The sequence below is a fragment of the Paenibacillus sp. G2S3 genome (assembly GCF_030123105.1).
In the GTDB taxonomy this organism is placed as follows: domain Bacteria; phylum Bacillota; class Bacilli; order Paenibacillales; family Paenibacillaceae; genus Paenibacillus_AQ.
Window position 1 is genome coordinate 1,030,976 of the sequence record NZ_CP126095.1, and the last position, 23,668, is coordinate 1,054,643.

The 23,668-nt window shown below is 45.1% G+C and carries 14 protein-coding genes; 10 read left to right on the forward strand and 4 right to left on the reverse strand.

The features are described 5' to 3' along the window. Positions 1-48: 48 nt before the first annotated feature. The 8 genes from QNH28_RS04535 to QNH28_RS04570 all read left to right on the forward strand — a co-directional run bounded on the left by QNH28_RS04535 (position 49) and on the right by QNH28_RS04570 (position 17,121). Entirely contained in the window at positions 49-3,438 is a 3,390-nt protein-coding gene (locus QNH28_RS04535; protein WP_283910347.1) for a tubulin-like doman-containing protein, read from the forward strand. Positions 3,439-3,442: 4 nt separating this feature from the next. Next, positions 3,443-5,845 (forward strand): transcription initiation factor TFIID, encoded by a 2,403-nt coding sequence (locus QNH28_RS04540; protein WP_283910348.1) that lies wholly within the window; start codon positions 3,443-3,445, stop codon positions 5,843-5,845. A gap of 331 nt (positions 5,846-6,176) precedes the next feature. Continuing rightward, the gene (locus tag QNH28_RS04545) at positions 6,177-7,448 is read left to right on the forward strand and encodes a vWA domain-containing protein (protein WP_283910349.1); all 1,272 of its coding nucleotides are present in this window, start codon (positions 6,177-6,179) and stop codon (positions 7,446-7,448) included. Between the two features lie 22 nt (positions 7,449-7,470). Continuing rightward, complete coding sequence (locus QNH28_RS04550; protein ID WP_283910350.1) at positions 7,471-8,112, forward strand: beta-mannanase; 642 nt, start codon at positions 7,471-7,473, stop codon at positions 8,110-8,112. Positions 8,113-8,196: 84 nt separating this feature from the next. After that, the gene (locus tag QNH28_RS04555; RefSeq protein ID WP_283910351.1) at positions 8,197-9,459 is read left to right on the forward strand and encodes a TRAFAC clade GTPase domain-containing protein; all 1,263 of its coding nucleotides are present in this window, start codon (positions 8,197-8,199) and stop codon (positions 9,457-9,459) included. Next, positions 9,456-12,416, forward strand: coding sequence for a GAP1-N2 domain-containing protein (locus QNH28_RS04560; RefSeq protein WP_283910352.1), 2,961 nt, complete (start codon positions 9,456-9,458; stop codon positions 12,414-12,416). Before QNH28_RS04555 ends, QNH28_RS04560 begins: the two co-directional genes overlap by 4 nt. Positions 12,417-12,625: 209 nt before the next feature. After that, complete coding sequence (locus QNH28_RS04565) at positions 12,626-15,205, forward strand: DUF4430 domain-containing protein (protein ID WP_283910353.1); 2,580 nt, start codon at positions 12,626-12,628, stop codon at positions 15,203-15,205. Between the two features lie 209 nt (positions 15,206-15,414). Beyond that, on the forward strand, positions 15,415-17,121 hold the full coding sequence (locus QNH28_RS04570) for a methyl-accepting chemotaxis protein (protein WP_283910354.1): 1,707 nt from the start codon (positions 15,415-15,417) through the stop codon (positions 17,119-17,121). A 75-nt stretch (positions 17,122-17,196) separates the two neighbouring features. Here the strand turns inward: QNH28_RS04570 and qoxD are convergent, their stop codons facing one another. Genes qoxD through qoxA form a run of 4 tightly spaced genes read right to left on the reverse strand, consistent with a single transcriptional unit; the run spans position 17,197 to position 21,062 of the window. After that, on the reverse strand, positions 17,197-17,487 hold the full coding sequence (gene qoxD / locus QNH28_RS04575) for a cytochrome aa3 quinol oxidase subunit IV (protein WP_036680878.1): 291 nt from the start codon (positions 17,485-17,487) through the stop codon (positions 17,197-17,199). A 4-nt stretch (positions 17,488-17,491) separates the two neighbouring features. Then, positions 17,492-18,088, reverse strand: coding sequence for a cytochrome aa3 quinol oxidase subunit III (gene qoxC, locus QNH28_RS04580; protein WP_094871514.1), 597 nt, complete (start codon positions 18,086-18,088; stop codon positions 17,492-17,494). Beyond that, positions 18,085-20,028, reverse strand: coding sequence for a cytochrome aa3 quinol oxidase subunit I (gene qoxB / locus QNH28_RS04585; RefSeq protein WP_283910355.1), 1,944 nt, complete (start codon positions 20,026-20,028; stop codon positions 18,085-18,087). The genes qoxC and qoxB overlap by 4 nt, the downstream gene beginning before the upstream one ends. A 38-nt stretch (positions 20,029-20,066) precedes the next feature. Continuing rightward, positions 20,067-21,062 carry a cytochrome aa3 quinol oxidase subunit II gene (qoxA, locus tag QNH28_RS04590; protein WP_283910356.1) on the reverse strand — a complete coding sequence of 332 codons (996 nt, stop codon included), beginning with the start codon at positions 21,060-21,062 and terminating at the stop codon, positions 20,067-20,069. 485 nt (positions 21,063-21,547) lie between these two features. On the opposite strand from qoxA, the gene QNH28_RS04595 reads away from it, so the two are divergent. Together QNH28_RS04595 and QNH28_RS04600 are read left to right on the forward strand one after the other, a co-directional pair. Continuing rightward, complete coding sequence (locus QNH28_RS04595) at positions 21,548-22,669, forward strand: polysaccharide deacetylase family protein (protein ID WP_283910357.1); 1,122 nt, start codon at positions 21,548-21,550, stop codon at positions 22,667-22,669. A 210-nt stretch (positions 22,670-22,879) separates the two neighbouring features. Continuing rightward, positions 22,880-23,650, forward strand: a complete 771-nt coding sequence (locus tag QNH28_RS04600; protein WP_283910358.1) for an amino acid ABC transporter substrate-binding protein — start codon at positions 22,880-22,882, stop codon at positions 23,648-23,650. The last annotated feature ends 18 nt before the right edge of the window (positions 23,651-23,668 follow it).

Consider the following 23,668-nt stretch of genomic DNA (forward strand, 5'->3'; position numbering starts at 1 on the left):
AAGAGATCTGAAGTACAGCTTCCGCAAAACTTTTAGGAGGATAAGCATATGAAACCAGTAGTAAGAGAGCATATACAGCAATTAGATGTATCACTAGGTGGCGGGATTGTCAGCGATAAGATCAGGGTGGATACGATTGATAATCCGATCCTGATCATTGGACTAGGTGGCACGGGCATTGATGCCCTGCTGCGTCTTAAATATCAGATTAACCGTCGCTTTAAGCTGCCGGAAGATCCGATATCCAAGAAGAAGCGGGACAAGCCGGATAATGTAGAGTTTCTAGCTTTTGAGACGAACGAACAGGACCGCGGCAAAAAATACAAAGGGATCGGACTCGATCCGCAAAATGAATTTGTATTGCTGGCGAATGCTGAAATCGGCGGACTGCTGCAGAACCGCAGTATTCTTGATTCGTACATTACGGATTGGCTGTCACCGGAGCTGAGTATCACAGATGGCATGAACGGTGCTGCTGGTGTGCGTCAGGCGGGACGTCTGCTCTTGTTCACCAAGATTAATCAGGTGGTAGGTGCGATTGATAAGAAGATCAAGACGTTATCCGTAGGCACTAACAAAAAGCTGATGGTCTTCCTTTTGACAGGTTTGTCAGGGGGTACAGGTAGTGGAGCGTTCCTTGATATTGCCTATATCGTACGCGGTATTATTGAACGTGATTATGGATCTGCCGGTATTGACCGTGTGAACACATTGGGTTACCTGTTTACACCGGACGTGAATTTGTCCAATAAAAGTTTAAGTGAGCACACGCGTGAATATATTCGCAAGAACGGTTATGCGGCGCTAAAAGAGCTGGATTACTGGATGAATGTAGACAGTCGCGGGGAGCGATTCCAGCAGCAATACGGGAATATTTTGACGGTAAATTCTCCGCTGCCTCCGTTTAATCTATGTCATTTGATCTCGGCAACGAATACCGAAGGTAAGCTGCTTGAGAATGCATACGATTACTGTATGAACGTAACGGCTGAGAATATCACGAACTTTATGGCAAGTGAGGAAAAGCAGTCAGGTGAAGAGTTCGCCATCCATGACTATATCAGTAATATCCGCACCAATATTGCACAGATGAATAAGACTTATCCAGCGAACTATGAGTACAACATTATCGGTGCCTCGTCTGCCGTGCTTCCGATTGAGGAAATGACGACTTATCTGGCCTTCCGCTTGTTTGATAAAATGGAAAAAATGTTCCAGCAGGCGCCTGGTCAAGAGGATGTAGAGAAATTCGCGCGCAAGCTTGGAATAGATCTCGACAGTATGATTAAAACATTTGAATCCCGTGTGCCTGAGCCATTGCCAGGCTACGAGAACAGCGAACGCTTGAGTCATGCCAATGTTGTTAAAAATCAAGTGGTAAGCATGGATACAGAGCTGGAGCAGAACTTCCTGGCTCGTGCCCGTGAAGAATATATCAAATCGAAAAAACAGCTGCCTGGTGAAATTGTTGGACGTTTCAGTGAAGAGCTGGAGCGCATCTTCCTGCACCCAGAGCAAGGTCCGTTCTACGTTTCCCGCCTGCTGTATACCGAGAAGGGCTTCTGTATTTTGAAGCTGATTCAGTCTTATATTGAGGCTTTACGTGAAAGCTTGCTGCGTTTGCCACGCGATATTGAGACAGCGCAGGACAGTGCGGATGAGAAGCTGAGCGATGCCCGCAGTGCTTTTGTATCCAAAGAGAAGAAGAAAAATGCCTATATTGATGCTAAAATCAATGAGTATTGGCTGCATGCCGATGTAGAACGCACGGAGCAAATGATTCAATTTTATGAGGACTTATACGAGCTCTTAAACGAAGAAAACAGCCGGATTTATGGTGTGTTTACAGAGATTCTTAGTGCACTTAGCTCGATTTTTGCCAAGAATGGGGACATCCTTATTAATGGTGAAGAGCAGGCAGATTATAAAGGAAACAAAACTTATTATTGGAACATTGTTAATGTGCCGGATATTTCGGCAACCATCTCCAAAATCATGGATCAGAAGGACGGCGACGACCTGATTCGCGACTTTACCCGTGAAATGCTGAAGCATTCCGGACGGTGGGTTAAGGAGCAAGAGATTGATATCGTTCGCTCGATTTCGGAGTTCCTTAGTGATAAGTTCGGGGATCTGATCACCCGTTCGATGGAAGATTTCCTTGTGATGAAATTCGGCCATGAAGAGCCGCTGGATAAGTTCGTTGAACGGATTATTGCCGGTAAATTAGACGAAGAGGCTGTACCTACCTTCCACTTAAGTAACAGCTCGGGCAGCTTGCATTTCCCATCATGGGGCTTCGTTTCCGTGCCTGTTAAAGCACCTGGCATCCTGAAAGGGATTCGTAATTATCAGAATAATGCGCTTGGCAAATCGCAATTTACGATCAAAGAAAGCCAAGTGAAAAACCGTATTTTCTGGCTTAACACACGTAATGGTGTGCCACTTTTCGTATACACGCCGCTGCGGGTGTTTGAAGAGAACTATGAGCGGACCATTCTCGATAAGGAAGGGATCGGCCGCCACTTAGTGATGACTGATAAGAACAACTGGACGTACCTGCCTTCTCCGATTCCGGAAAAATCATGGGGTGACACTTACGTCAATTCTCGTGTACGTGACTATAACGCCCGTGTGCGTGCAGATTTTGCAAAGGCATTGGCAAGTGGAGTGATCATCGAAAAAGGTGTAGACGAGAACACAAGCAACAGATACTCTGTTGTGTTCACGAAGCCATTTGATATGGATGCACTTTTGAGTGGATTCGATATGCAGTTAAATTCTTCGCGTCCGAATCTCGGAGAAGTGAAGAAGGCGGCTGATGAACTAAAGAATCTGCGTGAAAAGGGCTTGGAGCGCGAAGGCATTAAAGATATTTTTGGCAGCATTAACAAAGAAATGGCACAGGAGAATCTTATTCGTTCACCACAGCTGATTTCTCGTGTTCGTGTTGAGCTAGCCAAATATGCTGAACTGACTGCCAAAGCGACTGAGCTTGAGGGTCTGCTTCATCAATATCTGGATGAAGATAAGTGGATGGACCAATTCATCGAGGCGTTGTACACGGACAGCATTATCAAGAAAGGCGCACTCTACGTTTACGATCGTGACGAAGAAGAGGATGCATGGGAGCCGTTTGCCAACTTGATGAAAGAACGTAGCTACGTGGAATATGCCGTGTATCGCCACTTCCGCGAGCTGGATGAGAAGAGCCGGAGCGTTCTGCTACGTAAGGCAGCTCGTCGTGCAAGTGAAATGACTGCCGCTGAAGACGTAACTCCGCTGCTGTATAAGCTGGAAGGACTGTATGTATCGTTCCTGGAAGCACGCGACAGCTTGGAGTACGAACGGGTAGAGTATGAGAGCGGCGATGAAATGTACAGCTTCTACAAGAGTATGACTAGCAAACTCGGCAGTATCCGCAGAAAGTTGAAATAGGCCTATGATCAAAACACTGGCATTATCTTATGGTGAACAATATGCGGTACAGGAAGAGGCACAGCGCAGTAAAGGGGATGGACGCAGCAGCATCCATTACCCTGCCCTGTTTCTGTTCGTAGGCGACAAGGTTGCTCCGGCCATCGGTCCGGTGCTGGATAGCTGCGAACGGAAATGGGATAACGCCGGCGGTGTTATGGCATTACATGCTGTGTCAGGCGCAAAGAATGAGGAAACAGACAGAAGCAAGGTTGGATCTGATGCAGGAGGTAAAGACCGGGTGCTGGCCATGGCCTTGCCGGATATGACAGGGTCAGATCCACGCACTGTGCGTCATGAACTTTACCGTAAGTTTCATGAGGATACACATTATCTTGCTGAAATGAATAAAGTTATCCGGCGGCTGAGCAACAGTATTGCAGATTATGGACGTCTATATTCATCTTTTGATGTAATCCATCTCTCTATCATTACGCGGGTCGATGACCCGCTTAATGTATTGTTGCCCGAAATCACACTGCTGGCTCGTGCAATACTCAGCCAGTCCTTTAAGTCGGTACAGACGGATCTCTACGCTTTAATCAATGAGCGGGAGCAAGGGGATAATTTTGGATATTCCAGCTCGGTAGGGCTGGCTTTTCTGCGTGAATTGGACAGAATGCAAGCTACGGACTATACGTTTAATGGGCCGCTGCTTGTAACTGAAGATGGTCTGTCGATTCCAGTGGGTCATGGTCCTTCCGCATTATTTGACCTTGTGTATTTGCTCTCCGATAAGAATGAGCGCGGGATGATGTCGGCTCACGGCATGGATGATAACTATGAGATTATCTCCCATATCAGTCTACTTAAGAATCGTGTCCGTCCGACTTCTGATCAGGCTACCGGACACGGTGGCTATAACAATATGACCTTCAAAAGTGGCATCAGAGGCAGCACAGGAAGACAAGGCTACGCCTCCGCGGGCTTTTCTGGCGTAAGAAGACCTAATGTGCAAATTGCTTTGGCCGTACTGTATCACGCCTTCCGGCGTCTTGCAGCGGATATGCGTGAGGGCAGTCCATGGACGATGCGCGAGCGCCAATCCTTATTAGGACTGGATCCTGATAGTCTGCGAGAGCATGCGACGCAGCTAGTCCCGGAGAAAGACGGCCTGAATGAAATGACGGGGCTAATGAGTCACGGACGTCCGTCCTACAATGAGCTGAAGCAGTTGTCGCTACGTGAAGCTGAACAGCAGCTGTTCGGTGATGGTGGCGAAGCTTATTTCCGCAATAATTTTGTGTCAGAGTCTAATCGGAGAGTAGAGGGGATCCATCCTCTTCGTGGTTGGCGCACCACATTAGCGGCTCAGGAAACAGCCACGCCAGCAGTAACATTCTATCAACTAGCAGAGTGGACTGCTGATCGCGATGAGGGTGGCAGTGTGCTGCATGCTTTGCGCCAGCATATGACTGGATTGCGTTCAGCGATGGTCTCCGCGCAGGATGAGCTTGAGAATCTTTATGCAGAAAGCGTGGAGCGCCAGCCGTTCCAGCGTGTGCCGCTGTTTGACAAACGAACAGTACGCAACTTCATTCATTACTTATTCTCAGCGGTATATGGCCAAAAATATGAGCTATTATGTTTGGAAAGTGAGCTCGCGCTGTGCAGTCGTTTAGAATCTGCGCTTGAGCAGCTTCATGCGGAAAGTGTGGCTCGTGTGAAAGCTATGGAGACGCTCGAAGAAGAGTTACGTATTACTGTGATGGACAGCATTGGGCGAACGAACGAAACCACTGGCCAGAACGTGATGGAATATTACCGAGTTGTCACAGAAGAAGTAATGAAGGATATCGAGACCCGGCGTGGGCCAGGGATATTTTTCAGTGAGAAGTACATGGGCAGCATTTCTAAGCTATTAGAGCAAGGCAAAGAAGCGGTAGCGGAGCGTTTGATTGGCATTTGTCAGCGGGAAATCTTAACGGCAGATCCGTTTGCCTTATCTTTCGAGGAAGAGCTGCTGCGGCGTGCAAATGTTGCGGCTGCTTACGAGAACCGTCAGGTTTTATCTAAGGAAGAGTTGTTCAAGCGTCTGTACCGTAATCTGGAGGACGGCGCGACGATCAATGTTCGTCTGTTCGAATACACGCAAGAGCATCGTCATGAGGAAAAATATTTCTTCGGAGACAGCGCATCTGAATTCCTGCGCTACGCATTTGGTGTGGATGAGACGACTCGCGTCTACCGCTTGGGCTTCGTGCATGAACAGCGTAGGAGCGGAGTGGAGAAGCTGAATTTGATGGGAGGTTTCCATTTAGAAGATCTGCTTTATTACCGTAATGGTAAGGTCTATTATGAAACCTATGTTCAGAATGGTTATCAGCTTCATGGTCTGAGTCAAGAACAGCTTCCAGAGATGCGCTGATTACGTAATAGATGGCTATTCTCACTTGGAGTCTCTTTATTGCACTTTGTGCAATAGAATCATCGGATACAACCTTTAATTAGAGTTCTATTGTATTTGATACATTAGATTTAAGCAGATTTCTGGAACAGGGACATTTCTCCTTATTTCCAATGCACATTATGCAATAGAATAGAAATAGATGTTTCTTCTATTCCATTCTATTGCACAAAGTGCAATCTGGGGGATGATAACACATCCGGGCAGCCCGTTAATCGGGCTACATAACCCCCGAACAATGTTAAGGCCATAAGAATACAATTCAGGTTTCTCCCGGAAAGGAAGTATAAAGATGCAGCGAAAAATCAATCTGCTCCTGCTCTTCTTCAGTCTGATCGGTGGCGGGGTCGCCTTTCTTTTTGGCGAGTGGCTGCTAAGCTGGTATAACGATCTCCCTTCCATCTTGCTCGTAGGCATTTATTTTGCCATCGTAGCACTCGGTATCGGCATCGGTTGCCTGCTTGCAGAAATGATCTCACCACGGCTGAACGGAGCCTCATGGAAGCAGCGCTACTTAGGTCTATCCTGGAAGCTACTGCCTCTGATGATTGTCCTTGCACTTGGAGTTGGAGCATTAACAGAATTCGTTTATGAGCTGAATTTTGGCGGTGCTAAACCGGTTAAAAATGTAGTGATGGCTATCGATGACTCTGGCAGTATGGCGCAGAGTGATCCTGATAACAGCCGTTATTCAGCCGCTAAGGCGTTAATTGCGAGAATGGACAATGACAATCAGGTAGCGGTGGTGACATTTAACCACGAAGCTGTAGTCGTCCAGCCGTTAACACCACTCTCAGACTCGCAGAATCGTGAGAAGGTGTTGACAGCGATTGATAATCTGAAGCCAACTGAGGGTGGAACGAACATTAGCGGTGCGATCTCGGAAGCCCTTAAGGAGATAGACAGTGACGGCAGAAAAAATCAAGGCGCTATGGTCATCTTGCTGTCAGATGGAGTGAGTAATTTCGATACCTCACGAGAATTACAGACCTATATAGATCGTGGAATTGCCGTAAATACCATTGGTCTGGGGATGCAGGATCCTGCGGGTACCCAGCTGCTGCAGGATATTGCGAGAATAACGGGTGGTCACTATTATGATGTGACAGATACGGCCCTTCTGGGTGATGTATTCCAACAAATCTATGATCGTTTGGGAGATCGAACATTGCTTACGGTGCGCAGTGATGCTACGGCAGATAGTCCATACTATGCTGCGGTTCGTATTTTGTCGCTGATGCTAATCGGTGCTGCACTTGGACTCGGTCTTGGTATTATGTTTGACAACCGCCATTTAGCAAAAAGCTTCGGGATTGGCGGTGTAATCTCAGGGTTGTTTGCAGGGCTTATTTTGGAATTTGGACTTAGCGGACACAATTTTACTGACGGACTTATTCGCCTCCTAGCTGTTCTTATATTGGCTGCAATCATCTCATTATTTACAGGCGTCATTCCGGTAGGAGAAGGACGTATTTACCGTAATAGAAGAAACAATACAACTCCTACTCCACCGTCAGAAAGCTTTCCTGATCGACGGAGAAATCGGAACAGCAAAGGATTCTAGTAGTTGAAAGGGGCTTACAGTAATGAGGTACGCCGAGGATAATGCTTCCGCTCTCGTAATAACGGATGTGACATCTCAAGTGGATGACCGGTTCTGTACGCTGAGATGGCGCTGGCCGGACGGTGTGCAGGCGGTGTACATCCACAAGACCTCCGCAGAAGAGGCTTCCAGGGGAACCGGGGATATTCCACCGGTCGGAATGAAGCTCTACACTCGTGAGGAATATAAATCTAACAATGGATACCGTGACCGATTGGATGAGATCGGCCTAGTCTCCTATACCATATTTGCTCGCCTTGCTGAGAACGGAGAGACTTTGCTGGTGAAGCAAAGTAACGGTGCCAACCATGTGGTGGTCAGTGCAGGCAAAGCCAGAATCTATTATTCCATTCAACAAAAAAGAGGGTTATTTGGAAAACAAAAGACCGTACATATGGCGATTACGGCAGAAGTTCCAGTGGCTCGAGATGTCCTCTGTTATGTCAAGAAACGGGGAGGACATCCGGCAGGGAAAGAGGATGGTATTCTCTTTCCCTTCGTACAGGATTTCGCCCCTGGACGCAACGTACTCCCGCCGATTGAGATCGGCAAGGAGGATTTTGTACGCATCTTTTTCACCGATGGTCCTAAGTATGGACTTTATTACGAGTTGGTGCCGGAGTAAGGTCAGTCTACGCGTGCAAGCGAGTGTTGGGCATTGCCTGTTCATAGCAAGATACGCAGATACAACTTTTGGGAGGATGAGTAGATGTCTTTTTTTAGCCGTTTTATGAAAAAGAATCAGCCGGAGCCAAGGCCACTTTTTTACGATATCGTGTGCCCTTATTGCTTCACCAAATTCTCTCCGGAGGATGTGGTCTTTCGGGCTATGCATAGCCGAGAGGACGATGAGAATTACGCGCTGGGCGAGGATGATGCCTTAAATAAATACCGTGAGCGCTTTGGGCTCGATACGGTGGATGACATAGAAGCGATCATTAATCCGGCGGATATACCGGAAGAATACCATCATTATACCGATCATGTGTTAACAGGGCTTACGGATCGTTATGGAGTGCTCACACGCAGACGGCTTTGTCCATCCTGCCATAACGAGCTGCCTGTGACTGCAGGTAAGGTTCCTAGCAACATTATCTCGATTATCGGAGCTTCCCAAGTCGGGAAGTCAGTGTACATGACTGCGCTGATTCACACCTTGCAGCATACGACAGCAGGTCATTTTGATGCTGCCTGTATGCCACTTAATGCGGAAATTAGCCGTAAGTTCCGTACGCTGTATGAAGAACCGCTTTTTGAGCGCGGGGATCTGCTGGCCTCTACACAAAAGGAAAAAATGCAGGAGCCGTTTATTTTTCAATTTGTCTTTAAGGATGAAGAGAAGCCGCCACTGACGCTTGTGTTCTTCGATGTAGCGGGTGAGGGCATGGTGGATCAAGATTATCTGGGACTGCACGGTCAGCATATCAAGAACTCTGCCGGTATTCTGTTTATGGTCGATCCGCTGCAAATCCGTTCAATCCGTGAGAAGATTCATATTAACATTGGCGATCGTCCGGGGGAATGGGTTTCGCAATATGACGAGCCACGTGATGTTGTACTGACGATGTTCGGTGATTTTATCGCCTATCAGGAAAAGAGCAAAACTGACATTCCAACAGCAGTCGTTCTTGCGAAAAGTGATATGCTGCATTCGCTGAAGGATGAGGATGGCGATTACATCAAGTCCAACAGCAATGTATTCAATAACTATGTTCATCGTAAAACGCTAAATATGGACGAGTTCCACAATATCGACGGAGAAATCCGCAGATTTATTGGCAAGGTGGACAGACCTTTTAAAGATACAATGGATGTGTACTTCTCGAATACGGGCTATTTTGCGGTATCTGCGTTGGGCAGTAACCCTCTGAATCAGAAGATTGAGGGTGTAGTCAGCCCTATTCGCGTAGACGAGCCGTTTATTTGGCTGCTGCATAAGCTGAAGTATATTGAGGGGAGCGACGGCCCGTGAATGTTTTCTCAGGGTCTAAGATCGCCCAACAAATGTACACCCGCGAACGCCGCGGATTGTTTCGTTCCACAGAAGGCTTTGATACAGTAGCGAAATCGGACAGTCTGGACAATAATTTTATCAAAAAAACACTGCATCCCTTCTGCCTCTACGATGCTCCAGCAGAGCTGGCTGCCCGTGGGGAGAAGGATGAGTCTCTATATCCTAGTTCGCTGCACCTGTTCCATGCAGAGAATGGCGACACCGTGATTGGGATGAGTAGTTATCAAGCGACTGATTTTACGGGCCAGCGCAGCGCCTTTTTTGCACATAACTTTGTAGTTCCAGCCTCACGTTCAGAGGAAATCATTCATAGCTACGGGGACTTTCTTCATGCTGATTTCGCAAAAAGTTATGAAGGAGAGCTGGGCGGAACCTTGCCGGAGCTGTCTGCTATTCCGGTTATACGTACAGATCGTCGCCCTGATCCTATAGCGGGCTTACGCTTGTTAGGGATTAATGAAGGGATATTTAAGGCATTGCTGCAGGCGGTAATGCTCTCTGTGGCAGGTAAGAAAAAAATCTATATCGCTCTAAATGTACCGATCACGGAGCTGTCTGCACGTGCGGTGGAGCTTACAGAGATTTTATATAGTGTGCTGCCGTATGAATTCCGCCGTAGATTAGGCGTGATTACGTATGCTAATGAACCGCAAAGCCGTAAATATATACATCTTAGCTTTGTGGAAAAAGGCTCACTCCGTCCCGGTGATCGCAGCATCGAGAAGGATTTCACATTCGATTTGGTTTCAGGACGGATGGGGAATGTAGATTTTGGTGAGTCTCGCCAGCCTTATGCTGATCTGGTTTGGAAGCTGATGCTTTTGAATCCAGGGGATCTCGACGATTTCGTGAGTTTTGCCGATCAGATCCTGCGTGGAGAAAGTCCTGAGCATAAACTATCGCCAGCTTTCTATAATCAGTTAGCCGTATTTTATGAGATTGAGCAGGGAAATGAGCATTTATATACGGAGAACAAGAGCGCGGTGCTGAGTGGATTGCTCTCTTATCTTAAAGCGGAGGGTGCTATTCATTCCAGGATCCGACTGAATGATATTTTCTTGGAGCGGTTCGACCGAGAATTTGATTTAGTTCGGCAAAGGAATGTCCCGGAGCCTGCTATTATGGAGTGCTTTAAGGATTATTTTGTGCTCAAGGGTCATAATTACAAAGTCAGAATCGTCGATTATTTCATTAATGGAATGCTTCATAGCGTGGAAGCGGGACGCAAAGATGTTCTCAATGCAGCATACGGTATCATTGAGAGTAATGATGAGCTAAGCGCTACTTTTTTTCAAAGGGTAATGTCTGAATCGTATTTCCGCAAGCAGCTATTAGAGCCTTATATGGAGTCAAGACTTGTTGCTGCATCTAAATCTGTGGACATTCTGAGTTTTGTACTTCATTGGGGTCGGTTTCTGCCGGCTGCGTTAGAGCAACCCTTTGCTCAGGATGCAGTAAGAGATTACTTGCTAGAAAAGCTACAACTGGAGACTGATCCGGTTGCTGCGGTAGCTGAAATTCATGGCATTGTAGATAAAGCGGAAAAAGATCGACGTAGAGGGACAAGCGTTTCTCCAAAAGTAATCTCGCTCATGCTGGAGCTTGCAGCATCTGCTGACAGATTCCTGCTGAACCGGCTATCCCTTACTGAAATGACGCAGGAAGACTTACTAGAGGTTGTTTTCTTACGTTATGGCAATGTCGTGGATTGGCAACCGCCACTAGATAGAATTAGCAAGCAGAAAGAAAATGCACTCCGCGCTGCTTATCGCTGGTTTGGTGAAGAGAAGCCGAATGAAGAGATTTTTGCAGGCTTGTCTCCTAAGGAATTGGACGATGTACAGCTGCTCGGTCGCCGTTTACTAAAGGAAGCTCGAGTGCTAGAGCCGTTTGAACGTCTTCCTCTAGCCTTCTACTACACCAGTGAGCGTGAGAGTGGTCCGCTGGATTATGACGCATTACTGGAGTTAGTTAAGTATAAAGCGGGTACCGATAAGGATGTTATCTATCGATTCTTTGCATGGTCCCAAGGGAATTCTTTATTTGCGATATCCAATAAAAAGCTTTATCCGGGTTACCGCCGGGCGATTCTGAAGTATTTCCAGAGCAGTGACCGCGAAGCCTTCAAGAATCGTGATTTCCGCAAAAGCTATGTCGCTACCGCTCGGCCTGCTCTACAAAATGTCTATAATGAAGCTCGCTCCCAGCTCGCTTCCCCGCTGGCGCGCTGGATCAGCCGCAGTCGATTTCGACTCCTGATCTCCGGTTCCATTACTGGTATTCTGGTGATTATTGCAATTATCGTATTCAGTATGCTACGTCCGGAAGATCATAAGACGGCCCTGCCTGGGACAACCCCTGAGCCGACACCTGTTCAGAGTCCAGGTAGTATGCTTCCTCCGGCTTCCGTTTACCTGAAGGATCTAGCTACAGAAGAAGATAAAGGAAGCAGTGTATTGGTGTTTACGTTTGCCAAAGCGGATGATTGTGTGCAATTTAATCCGACGGAAATTAGTCTGATGACTTCATCCAATGTGGTGGATAAGAGCTTTAAGGTCACTGCTAGCCATGGAACTTGTCCAGTTCCGTCAGCGGATGCCACAGGCACTACTGCTGAAACGGCTGAAGGTGCGGACGCTACTAACGCAGGAGCCGATGCCACACCGTCTCCAACGCCTTCATCTGATGCGGAGAATAACACAGTGGAGCCATCCGCAACAGCTGTCACAGAAGGGGGACAGCCATCCTATCAGGTGGAGGTTACCTTAGAACCGGGCGCGACCATCGTAGAGAAAAGTATGATCAAGGCGGGGAGATTTACATTGATTGTAGATCCCGCTCCAAAGGATACACCGGATGTTAACGCAAGTGCTGAACCTTCGCCAACTGCAAGTCCAGAAGGAACAGCTGAATAAAGGAATTTCTGATCAGCAGGCCGATACCGAAAGGTTTGGTTCTGCTGTTCTTTTTTTTGTTACTCATACAAAGCTTTTCTATAGACATGCTATGTATTAATAGATATGATTATGAAAATAAGGTAATACCGCCCTTCATAGGGCGGTCTTTATGTTGTGCGCTCTTATTTTATGTAGTATCCATTCCTTTTATAGAAAGAGGTTGAACAATGAAGAAAATAGTCACCTCCAAGTTTTTTGTACTTGGACTGGCCATATTCATGGTCATTTCAATTTTAGGAACATCTCTTGCTCCGGCAGGAACCATCTTCGCAGAGGCAGGTGTTAGCACCGGACTAGATGAATCTAGCGATGCAGCTGCTCAGGCGGAGCGAATTAATGTTGCGGATGCGACCTATACAGCTGCAGAATTTATTCTAAAGGGTGGCGTGCAGTCGGATTGGCAAGCGATTGGGCTAGCTCAAGCAGGATATAAACTGCCTGCGAGTTACAGCCTATCCCTTGAGAAAAAGGTGAAGGATGCAGAGGGGAATTTCGCAAACGTCACGGATTATGCGAGAATCGTACTCGCAGTAAGAGCAATTGGTGCTGATCCTACCAACTTTGCTGGAAGCGGAACAACGCCTGGTTATAACTTAATAGAGAAGATCTATAATCATGACAAAATCAGTGGACAGACACTTAATAATCCAGTATATGCTTTGCTCGCACTGGACTCAGGTAAATATAACATTCCATATAACGCGAAATGGACAGCGGATAAGCTCATTGCTGAGATTCTCTCCAAGCAAAATCAAGATGGTGGCTTTGCCTTAACGACAGGCGCTAGTGAACCTGATATGACAGCGATAGCTTTGACCGCTCTAGCGGCACATAAGCGTAATCCAGAAGCTTACACAGCAGGGCTACAAGCCGTATCTTGGCTATCTAATGCTCAGGATAGTCATGGAGGTTACGGAGATAGTGCTGAGAGCGCAGCGCAAGCTATTCTAGGTCTCACATCCTTCGGTGTAGATCCAAGTGGATTAGAATACACCAAGAATAAAGTAAATCTGATCGGTAACCTGCTGAGCTACCGTCTCGCTGACGGCAGTTTCGCTCATAGCCGTGGCGGAAGCAGCAATATTCTAGCTACAGAGCAAGGCCTTCAGGCGCTTGTAGCCTACAATCTACTCTATAAAGGCAGCAACAGCAAGTTGTACGATTTTTCTAAGTCATCCGTTCAGAATGCCTTAATCTATGCACCTGTCACTGTAGAGGGTCCTAAGAGTACTCTAGTAAAGGGATATGGATACGCCAGCAACGTGCTTGGTGCACTAGAGAAGTTGGCTCTTCAGACGAACCTGAAGATCACGAATCCTTCCGGTGCTTATGTCACAGGAATCGGAAACATTCCGGCCGGAAGCTACGGCGGCTATGACGGATGGATGTATGCCGTATCCCGTAACGGTCAATGGATCAATCCTGATGTTGGAATGAGTGATTTTGCGCTTAAAGATTCAGATCAGGTGCTGGTTTATTATGCTGGAGATGATACTAAACTTGTAGATTCGGTAACGGTGTCCAAACCAAGCCCTAAAGAGGGCGATTCTTTTACTATAGTAGTGACTAGTAAGACATGGAAATGGGACGCTGTAACGAATACGTCCTCCCCGGTTACCGCCAAAGCTTCTGGCGTTCAGGTCCAAATTGGAAATCGCATCGTAACAACGAATGCTAAAGGCGAGGCGTTATTCTCAGGGAATGTTCCAGCAGGTGATTATAAGCTGACTGTAACAGGCTATCGTGATGGAAAAGCGCCATCGATAGCTAAATATACTCAAGATCTAAAGGTGATTCCTAAGAATGTAACGGCTTCACTTACCGTTGAGGGTCCGCAACGACTGATCGGTGAGGGGACTTTAAAGGCTTCCAATGCGCTTGAAGCTTTGCAGCAATTGGGGTCTTCCAATGATTTTAAAGTAGATATCACGAAATCGTCGTATGGTAATTTTGTATCAGGCATTCATGGAATTACACAAGGTCTTTATGATGGCTGGTGGAGCTTCGTAGTATGGCGTAGCGGTGAATGGATCTATCCAAGTGTGGGTATGGACGCTTTTGAATTACAGGAATCCGACCGCGTTCTTGTATATTATGCCGGAGAAACCACGCAGGTTGTTGATACTGCGGTTGTCTCCTCTGCACAACCGAAGCCGGGTGAAGCTTTCACAGTAACTGTTTCTCAGAAAAAATGGGTGTGGAATAAGGATACCTTTACTTCCGATCCAGTGACTTCTCCAGCCGCTGGCGTGCAGGTCTCGATCGGGGATAAGAAGGCAATCACAAATGCTAAGGGTGTAGCTGCTTTTGACGAAGGTCTGCCAGCGAATACCTATACGATTGTTGTAACCGGGTATGCTAAAGATAGTGTGCCTAGTGTGGCGCGTTATACTCAGTCACTAAACATTGCTTCAGATGTTATTGCTCCCGCTAAAGCTACTGCTACCCTTTCGGTCATTGGGAATAGCAAGAAGGGCACGATTCTGAACAGTACAACCGTATCGCTAAAAGAAGGTGAAACGGCTTATAGCTTACTGAGCAGTCAATTGGGCGATAAGGTAGTAACATCCGGAAACGCTGGTAGTAAATACGTGAAATCTATAGATGGTTTAGCTGAATTTGATGGCGGACCTAGCAGTGGATGGAAGTATAAGACGAATAGAGATTCTGATCCAAGTATAAGTGCAGACAGCTACATTTTAGAGAACGGTGATACGGTATATTGGTACTATTCATCGGGTGAATAAGTACGATTGATTATTCGTAAGACGGGCACTGCGATTCGGAGTATTAGCGGATCGAGTGTCCGTTTTTATTTTCTTTCGTTGCAATATTTGACAAAAGAAACTTTTTTTCGACAATTTTATTCATAATTTTATTAAAAATCATCAAACAATTCACCTCTCTAACCGATAAAAATAGATAGTGAGTTAGATTATGTGAAGGCGGAATGCAGATGAAGAATATGAAAGTGAAGTACAAAATTGGAATTCTTTTGGTATTTTCTGTAGTCATGTTGAACATCGTGGGGGTAACTGGCTTTATCACCATGGACAAAATGACCCAAAAAACAAAAGAGACGTACAATGAAAACTTGTTGCCAATTTCTTACGTGGGGCAAATGCGTACAAATAATCGGGCCATTGAAGCCTTTCTTTTGGAGCGTTTGATTAGCGTTGATGCAAACAAGAACAAAGATTTGTTAGAGAGCATTAAGGGGAAAGTTCAGGAAAATAATGATCTATTGAACAAGCTGAAGACCGTCCAGTACAATGATAGTGCCATTTTGAGTAAAATAAAGGAATATGAGTCCTCCTTAACAGACTATCGTGCACAAAGGGACAGTATTATTCAGATTGCCGATAGCAAAGGTAGACAAGAGGCCTTTCAAGTATTCACGGGGGATTTTAGTATTTCTCGTGAGAAAATGATCAATATGCTTAAAGGAATAAGCGATTCGTTGCTAAAGGGAGCTGGAGATTATAATTTAGAGTCCACTGCTACCGCTGAAAGAATGAAGACTAAAAGTTTAGTGTTGATATCGTTCTCTTGGATCATTTGTATCGTGCTTAGTGTTGCAATCATTCGACTGATTACGAAACCTCTTAAGGAACTGCAAGGTTTAATGAAGCGGGCGGAAGATGGAGATTTAACCGTCACAGCAACGTATACCGCTAAGGATGAAATCGGCCAAATTAATAACTCATTTAACAATATGCTGGAGAGCTTACGGAAGATGATGCAAGGCATTGCGGAGAGTGCAGAGTTGTTATCAGCCTCATCGCAAGAGATGAGCGCTAGTGCTGAGCAGACCTCACTGGCTTCGCAAATGATCGCCGAATCTTCAGGTGAGATTGCAGCGGGGTTTGATGAACAGACGGAAAGCATTAATCGTACTTCTCAGTCTATACAAGCTATGACTAATAATATTTCGGCCGTAGAAAGTAGCAGTTTTGAAATGTCCGACCTTATGGGAGTCGCTTCTGGTTCAACAGATCGAGGGGTAATCGCCGTAGATAACATCATTGAACAGATGAAGGAAATCGACTCCGGCGTATCTCAGAGCCAAGAGATCATTAGTAACCTTGGGCAGCTGTCTCAGGATATAAATACAATTATTACTACAATTAACGGAATTGCAACACAGACAAACTTGCTAGCGCTTAATGCTTCTATCGAAGCAGCGAGAGCTGGAGAACATGGACGTGGCTTTGCTGTAGTTGCTGGAGAAATTCGGGGTCTTGCAGAAGCGACGCGAAACAGTTCACTGAAGGTAACAGATATTATTACGCATATTCAAAAGCAAACTGAAAAAGCAGTAGAATCAATGGCTTCAGGCTCTGAGCTAGTCTCTAACGGAGTAGCTCAAAGTCAGCTCGTATCTCAAGCGTTTCATGAGATTCAAAGTTCTATTAAAGAAGCAACACTGCAGACGGAAGAGATTAGAGAGGCGGTTGCGCATGTCTCCTTAGAGTCACAAGGTGTAGCGGCAGCAATGGAACAGGTCAATGCTATATCCAATAGAGGGGCAGTGGGTGTTCAGGACACTAGCGCAGCTAGTCAGCAGCAACTGTCTGCTATGGAGGAAATGTCCGCATCCGCTCAGTATTTAGCGGTGCTGGCGGAAGATTTACAGAAGACTTTAGCACGATTTAGATTATAACGCGAATTGAAAAAAAAGGACGTCCCAGAGCCATTTAGGCTTTGGAGACGTCCTTTTGTGTGTTATTAAATGGAATTAAGCATACCAGCCCCATACGAAGATGAAGAGCGTACCAAAGATCGTAACTAAGCCAACAAATAAGGCATAGGCGATATTGATATAAAGTTCTTTCTTGGTATCCGCTGATTCTCCAATATGCATGAACAGGAAGAGCTGCAAGGAAGCCTGAATGAGCGCTGTAACAAGCAGGATAGCCATGTTCGCAGTATTGGATAGATCAAGGTAGATTACAGCAAGTGCAGCCACAGAAAGGACAAGAGAGGCTAAGAAACCCATCACATGGCGAATTGGAAACAGTTGCTTCATCATGCTACATCAGTCCTTTCAGATAGACGAAGCTGAAAATAAAGATCCAGACAACGTCCAAGAAATGCCAGTACAGCGAGAAGATAAAGGATTTATTGGCCGTAGCCGGAGTAATACCTTGACGCTTCAACTGGATTAGAATAGCTGCACCCCAGAGGAACCCGAACGATACGTGAGCTCCGTGAGTTCCTAGCAGTACAAAGAGACTGGATAGGAAACCGCTGGTTTGAAGTGTAGCCCCTTCGTGAACATAAGTGACAAACTCCGTGATTTCAATACCAAGGAAGCCGAGACCCATTAATAGGGTTAGTCCGAAAAAGACCATCATGGCTTTTTGGTAGCCGTGCCGCATAGCATGGACTGCAAGACCAATCGTGAACGAGCTTGTTAGCAGCAGCAATGTTTCGATCATTACTGGACCAATTTCAAAAAGGTCCGGCCCGCTAGGGCCGCTGGCAAAACGGTCTACCATTACAAAGTAAACTGTGAACAACGTAGCGAATAGTGCAATCTCTGCTCCTAGAAAGACCCAGAAGCCAAAGATTTTATTACTATTCTCCTCTGTTGAGTATTCAAGCGGCTTAGACGCATCTATTTTCATACTGTCTCACCCCGCAATTTCTTTTCAGTAGCAATAACTTCTTCAGCAGGGATGTAGAATCCGTGATCCCGATCGAAGGACATAAAAGCTAGAACGATGAGGATACCTACTCCGGAGATAATTGCTGGAATCCATAGGCTGAATACCAGAGAGAATCCTGCGACGAAGAAGATAACGCCCAAAATAAATGGTTTGCCGGTGTTGCTAGGCATATGGATCTTAGTAATCTTGTCTTCAAAGAGTGGTACTTTGTCCATTTTAGAAGTCCAGAACGCATCGCGTGTTTTTACAGTTGGAACCACTGCGAAGTTGTAAGCTGGAATCGGGCTCTTGGTTGCCCACTCTAGTGTACGTGCATCCCATGGATCTCCATCGGTATCTCTTGGCTCGTAACGAGTACTCCAGTAAATGTTATAAACCAGAATTACAAATCCAATAGCGAGACCGATCGCACCTACGAATGAGACCATACTCAGCGGACCAAATCCGGTATCCGCAGAATAAGTGTATTGTCGACGGGTCATGCCCTTGAGTCCGAGAATAAACAGCGGGAAGAACGATACGTTAAAGGAAATGATAATCCACCAGAAAGCATGCTTACCAAGACGTTCATTAAGACGGAAGCCGAATACTTTAGGGAACCAGTAATGGAAACCTGCGATAACGGCGAATACAGCACCTGGAATAAGAACGTAGTGGAAATGCGCTACCAGGAACATCGTATTATGGTACTGGTAATCGGCACTGGCCATTGCCAGCATGACACCTGTAACCCCACCAATCGTAAAGATCGGAATAAAGGCCAGGGTATAAAGCATCGGTGTCGTAAAGGATATTCGCCCTTTTCGTAAGGTGAATAGCCAGTTAAATATTTTCACACCCGTTGGTACCGCAATGGCCATGGTTGTAATCGAGAAGAAGCTGTTAACCATAGCGCCTTGACCCATTGTATAGAAATGGTGAGCCCATACTAAGAAGGACAAGAGGGAAATGATCAACATACTAAAGACCATGGATGTGTAACCATACAGGTTCTTTTTGGAGAAGGTGGCGATAATTTCGCTATAAATACCGAATGCCGGTAAGACAACGATATATACCTCTGGATGTCCCCATACCCAGAAGAGGTTGGCCCATAACATATCCATACCGCCGTTGGCCATCGTGAAGAATTGAGAGCCGAACAACCGGTCGAACATCATCAAAGCGAGCGCTACCGTAAGCACTGGGAAAGCGAATACGATAATTATGTTCGTGATTAGCACGGACCATGTAAACATTGGCATTTTCATCAGCTTCATGCCAGGTGCACGCATCTTCAGAATCGTTACAATAAAGTTAACGCCTGTGAGGAGTGTACCGATACCTGATATTTGTAGAGCGAGCGAGTAGTAGTTGTTACCCACCGTTGGGCTGAACTCTATACTTGCTAGTGGGAAGTACGCAGACCAACCAGCATCTGGCGATCCCCCGATAACAAACGAAATGTTAAGCAGCATTGCTCCGAAGAAGAAGAGCCAGAAGCTGACGGCGTTAAGACGTGGGAAGGCAACGTCTCTGGCGCCGATTTGTAACGGAACGATAACGTTCATCAGACCGATAATAAACGGCATGGCCATAAAGAGAATCATGATCAAGCCGTGTGTTGTAAATACCTCGTTGTAATGCTGTGCGTCAAGAAATTTCATGTCTGGGGCTGCGGTTTGCAGCTTCATCATAATAGCGTCAACGCCGCCGCGGAAAAGCATTAGTAGCGCAGCAAGGATATACATAACCCCGATACGTTTGTGGTCAACGGTAGTTAACCATTCGCGCCATAAGTATCCCCATTTTTTAAAATAGGTCAGGCCGACGATAATCCCGATCGTAGCTAAAACAATACTTGCCATAGCCCCGTAAATCAGGGGTTCGCCGTGGACCTTAAATTTATCCCAATCCATTAGGAATCGCTCCTTTCAAGTTGCTCAATTAACATTGACTAATGTCCTTCATGTGAAGTGCTCTGTTCATCCAGTTCTGGATTAGGCTCACTGTTGAATTCGGTCTCGCTAGATGGTGCAGGAGTCGGGTGGATTTCTTTATTATCCTGGTGCTCCACAGTTCCATTATCCATATCCATTTCTTTACCATTATTACTCATATGGTCGCCATGATCTCCCGGAGGAGGGCTAAAGGATAAGTGAGTGTTGGTATACGTTTTACGTCCGACATATTCCATTTTCAAAAGACCTTTGAATTCGTCTTCGGTTAGTGGACCTGCTGTTTCTTTAACGTCTTTGACCCATTCTTGATAGTCCTTATCCGTCATCGCAAGGGCTTCAAATTCCATGTGGGCAAAACCCTTACCATTAAAGTTCGCATTTCTACCGGTATAAGAACCTACAGTATCCGCTGAAAGATGCAGTGTTGTAAGCATGTCACTCATCGCGTATTTCTGTCCTCCCAATTGTGGGATCCAGAGACTTGAGATCGTACCGAAAGAGTACAATCTGAACTCGACAGCGCGGTGAACTGGAATGTTCACATAGTTTACAGTTTCAATACCTTCCTCAGGATAGCTGAAATGCCATTTCCAGTTGGAGGAGGAAGCATAGATTACAAGCGGTTTCTGATCTTTATAATCCGCTGCAACGTTTTCTACATCTACTGTCGTTTTGACAGTGACCACAGAGAGGAACGCCACGATAATAATCGGAATGGTGATCCAGATGGCCTCCAACCATTTGTTTCCTTCCTCGTGAGGAGGAATATAATCTTCGTTACTTTTCTTAGCGCGGTATTTCAATAGTACGAAGACATATAAGATGTAGACAACTGCTAGAACACCGAGCATCACAACAATGGAGAGGATGATCGTGTCAGACAGCGTTCTCGCAGCCGGCCCCTTCGGATTCAGAACAGCGATTGAACTGCATCCTGGCAAGAGTAAAATTAGGCTGAGAAATAAAGCGTATAACGGTCCCTTTTTGTTCATGCTTAAGCTCCTTCCTTCAATACTTCTATTAATTAACCCTCATCATTACCTTCATCTATAGTAAGAACTAATGAGAAAGAAAGCAAAAGACTTATTTTTCCATCTAAGCCATAATAGGCCTTAATAATGGCGATCAAGTTAAATATGTGTGATCATTTTGTTACAAGTTCCTAATGATATGATAAAGATCACTGTAGCCGCGCTGTTTAATGGTTATTTTTTTCTGTTCAAACTTTGTTCAATAATTTACTAATGTTGCTAATTTGGACACATCTATTTTGTGCAAAAGGATTGGAATTTAACCATTTTTTGTTGGTATGACAGGATTTGGCCAGAATACATACCTTGATGAATTTTGTCGAAATATCTGCAAGCCTTAAAAAGGGTAACAAATTATTCTGTATTAAGTTACAATCTCTCAAATTTCTATCTATTAATCTATGATAATGTTATAGGTAAATATACGAGATGGGAGATTTTTTAAGATGTTTAAAAAGAAAGTGTGGCTATTATTTATAGTATTATTCGTATGTACTGGTTTGGTACGAGAGATAGATACAGTGAATGCAGCGGGTGCGGCAGGATCCCTGAAATTAGGGGTGAACGATAAATTAACTAAAATTGATGCAGTGTCGATAAAGGATACATATTATGTTTCACTGCGTGATTTGTCCCTAGAACTGAATCTTAATCTTACCCTTCAGGGTGTTGGAATTCATGTTCAAGGGAACAACGGTTCCATCGAACTGCTGAATGATCACGCAACAGCTCTTCTCCCTAATGGAAAGACTATTCCGCTGAAAACATTTGTGGAAAATGGTAGAACGATGGTTCCTGTGAAGATGACCTCTCATCTTGGATTTTCAATTTCGTTTAAGCCAGCTCAATCTTTATTAAGAGTGTATAATTCCGGGGCTAAATTAGACGATGCTGCATTCGTGAATCAACATAAAAAGGATTTGCAACAAAATGTAACTACAGGGACGACGGGCACAAATGGGAAGGTCTTATATCTTAGCTTTGATGATGGCCCATCCGCTACAACCTCTCAACTACTTGATATCTTGGCGAAGTATGATGTGAAGGCAACCTTCTTTATGCTAGGAAATAACATGAACGCACACGCGTCTCAAGTAAAACGCTTAGTGAAAGATGGACATGCACCTGCTTTACACGGCATGACACATGTGAAAGATAAATTTTATGCATCTCCGGCGTCGGCGTTGAAAGAGATGAATGATGATAATGCGATTCTGAAGAAGATTACAGGTCAAAGTACAACGCTGATTCGTACACCTTATGGTAGTAAACCTTATTTAACAAAAGCTTATAGAGATAAGATACTAACTCAAGGGTATCATCTGTGGGATTGGAATGTTGACTCTGAGGATTGGAGATATAAGAACGATAGTAATTCCATCTATAGTACGGTTATGAGAGAAGTTCATAGTCTGAAGAAGAGCAGCCCAGTAATTTTAATGCATGATCAAAAGGCTACACTTAAAGTTCTTCCACGCATCCTAGAGGCGCTGAAGAAAGAAGGCTATGCGTTTCATATTATTACTTCAGATATGGAGCCTAACAATTTTTGGAACGATAAGCGCTAAATCTGATAGTAAAATTAAATCATTCATATTGATGAGGCGGCAGATTTGATCTGTCGTCTTTTTTTGTTGTCTGAAATCTTTGTAGATTTGACACATGTAGGCCTCTCTAATCTATCGACGTAGTTAATTTGTCATGTTATCATGATACTCTGATAACGTATTAGCGAACTAAAGCACACAGCGCTGTGTCAACGATGGGGGATAAAAGAGATGAAGAAAAATGCACTTTTAGTTTTATTTATGATCATGGTTATTGCAGCTTTATCAGGCTGTTCGTCTTCTGGGAGCAAGGATGGAAAGCTGGTAATCGGAATCGATGATAAGTTCGCTCCAATGGGCTTTAGAGATGAGAACAATGAAATTGTTGGGTTTGATATCGACTATGCCAGAGCTGCAGCTGAGAAAATGGGTAAAGAAATCACTTTTCAGCCTATTGACTGGTCGGCTAAGGAGTCAGAACTGAATAGTGGGCGCATTGATATGATTTGGAATGGTTATACCATCACAGATGAACGTAAGGAAAAGGTGTTATTCACTAAGCCATATCTTGAAAATAGCCAGGTAGTAGTGGTATTAGCGGATTCCTCTATTTCGAAGCTTAATGATTTGGCTGGTAAAGAGGTAGGCCTTCAAAGTCTATCCTCCGCAGCCGATGCTTTAAATGCTAATCCGATTAAAGAACAAATTGCTAATGTATCGGAATTTCCGGATAACGTGCTAGCGCTCACAGATTTGAAGACTAAGCGCCTGGACGGTGTAGTCATTGATGAAGTGGTAGCCAGATATTATATGTCAAAAGAGCCTAATACCTTTAAACTGCTAGATGAATCGCTTGCTCCTGAGCAGTACGGTATTGGAATTAAGAAAGGTAATGAGGCACTGCTGGAAGAACTTCAAAAAGCTTTAGATGAAATGAACAGCGATGGAACGGCTGAGAAGATCTCCACGAAGTGGTTTGGTGAGAATAAGGTATTGAAATAGAAGGTCAATATACAGAAT

What these genes read in the sequence shown, in the direction of transcription:
- QNH28_RS04545 (WP_283910349.1), top strand. Translation starts at nt 6,177, where the DNA reads ATGCAGCGAAAAATCAATCTGCTCCTGCTCTTCTTCAGTCTGATCGGT.
- QNH28_RS04600 (WP_283910358.1), top strand. Translation starts at nt 22,880, where the DNA reads ATGAAGAAAAATGCACTTTTAGTTTTATTTATGATCATGGTTATTGCA.
- QNH28_RS04555 (WP_283910351.1), top strand. Translation starts at nt 8,197, where the DNA reads ATGTCTTTTTTTAGCCGTTTTATGAAAAAGAATCAGCCGGAGCCAAGG.
- QNH28_RS04565 (WP_283910353.1), top strand. Translation starts at nt 12,626, where the DNA reads ATGAAGAAAATAGTCACCTCCAAGTTTTTTGTACTTGGACTGGCCATA.
- QNH28_RS04535 (WP_283910347.1), top strand. Translation starts at nt 49, where the DNA reads ATGAAACCAGTAGTAAGAGAGCATATACAGCAATTAGATGTATCACTA.
- QNH28_RS04595 (WP_283910357.1), top strand. Translation starts at nt 21,548, where the DNA reads ATGTTTAAAAAGAAAGTGTGGCTATTATTTATAGTATTATTCGTATGT.
- qoxA (WP_283910356.1), bottom strand. Translation starts at nt 21,062, where the DNA reads ATGAACAAAAAGGGACCGTTATACGCTTTATTTCTCAGCCTAATTTTA.
- qoxB (WP_283910355.1), bottom strand. Translation starts at nt 20,028, where the DNA reads ATGGATTGGGATAAATTTAAGGTCCACGGCGAACCCCTGATTTACGGG.
- qoxC (WP_094871514.1), bottom strand. Translation starts at nt 18,088, where the DNA reads ATGAAAATAGATGCGTCTAAGCCGCTTGAATACTCAACAGAGGAGAAT.
- QNH28_RS04550 (WP_283910350.1), top strand. Translation starts at nt 7,471, where the DNA reads ATGAGGTACGCCGAGGATAATGCTTCCGCTCTCGTAATAACGGATGTG.
- QNH28_RS04570 (WP_283910354.1), top strand. Translation starts at nt 15,415, where the DNA reads ATGAAGAATATGAAAGTGAAGTACAAAATTGGAATTCTTTTGGTATTT.
- QNH28_RS04540 (WP_283910348.1), top strand. Translation starts at nt 3,443, where the DNA reads ATGATCAAAACACTGGCATTATCTTATGGTGAACAATATGCGGTACAG.
- qoxD (WP_036680878.1), bottom strand. Translation starts at nt 17,487, where the DNA reads ATGAAGCAACTGTTTCCAATTCGCCATGTGATGGGTTTCTTAGCCTCT.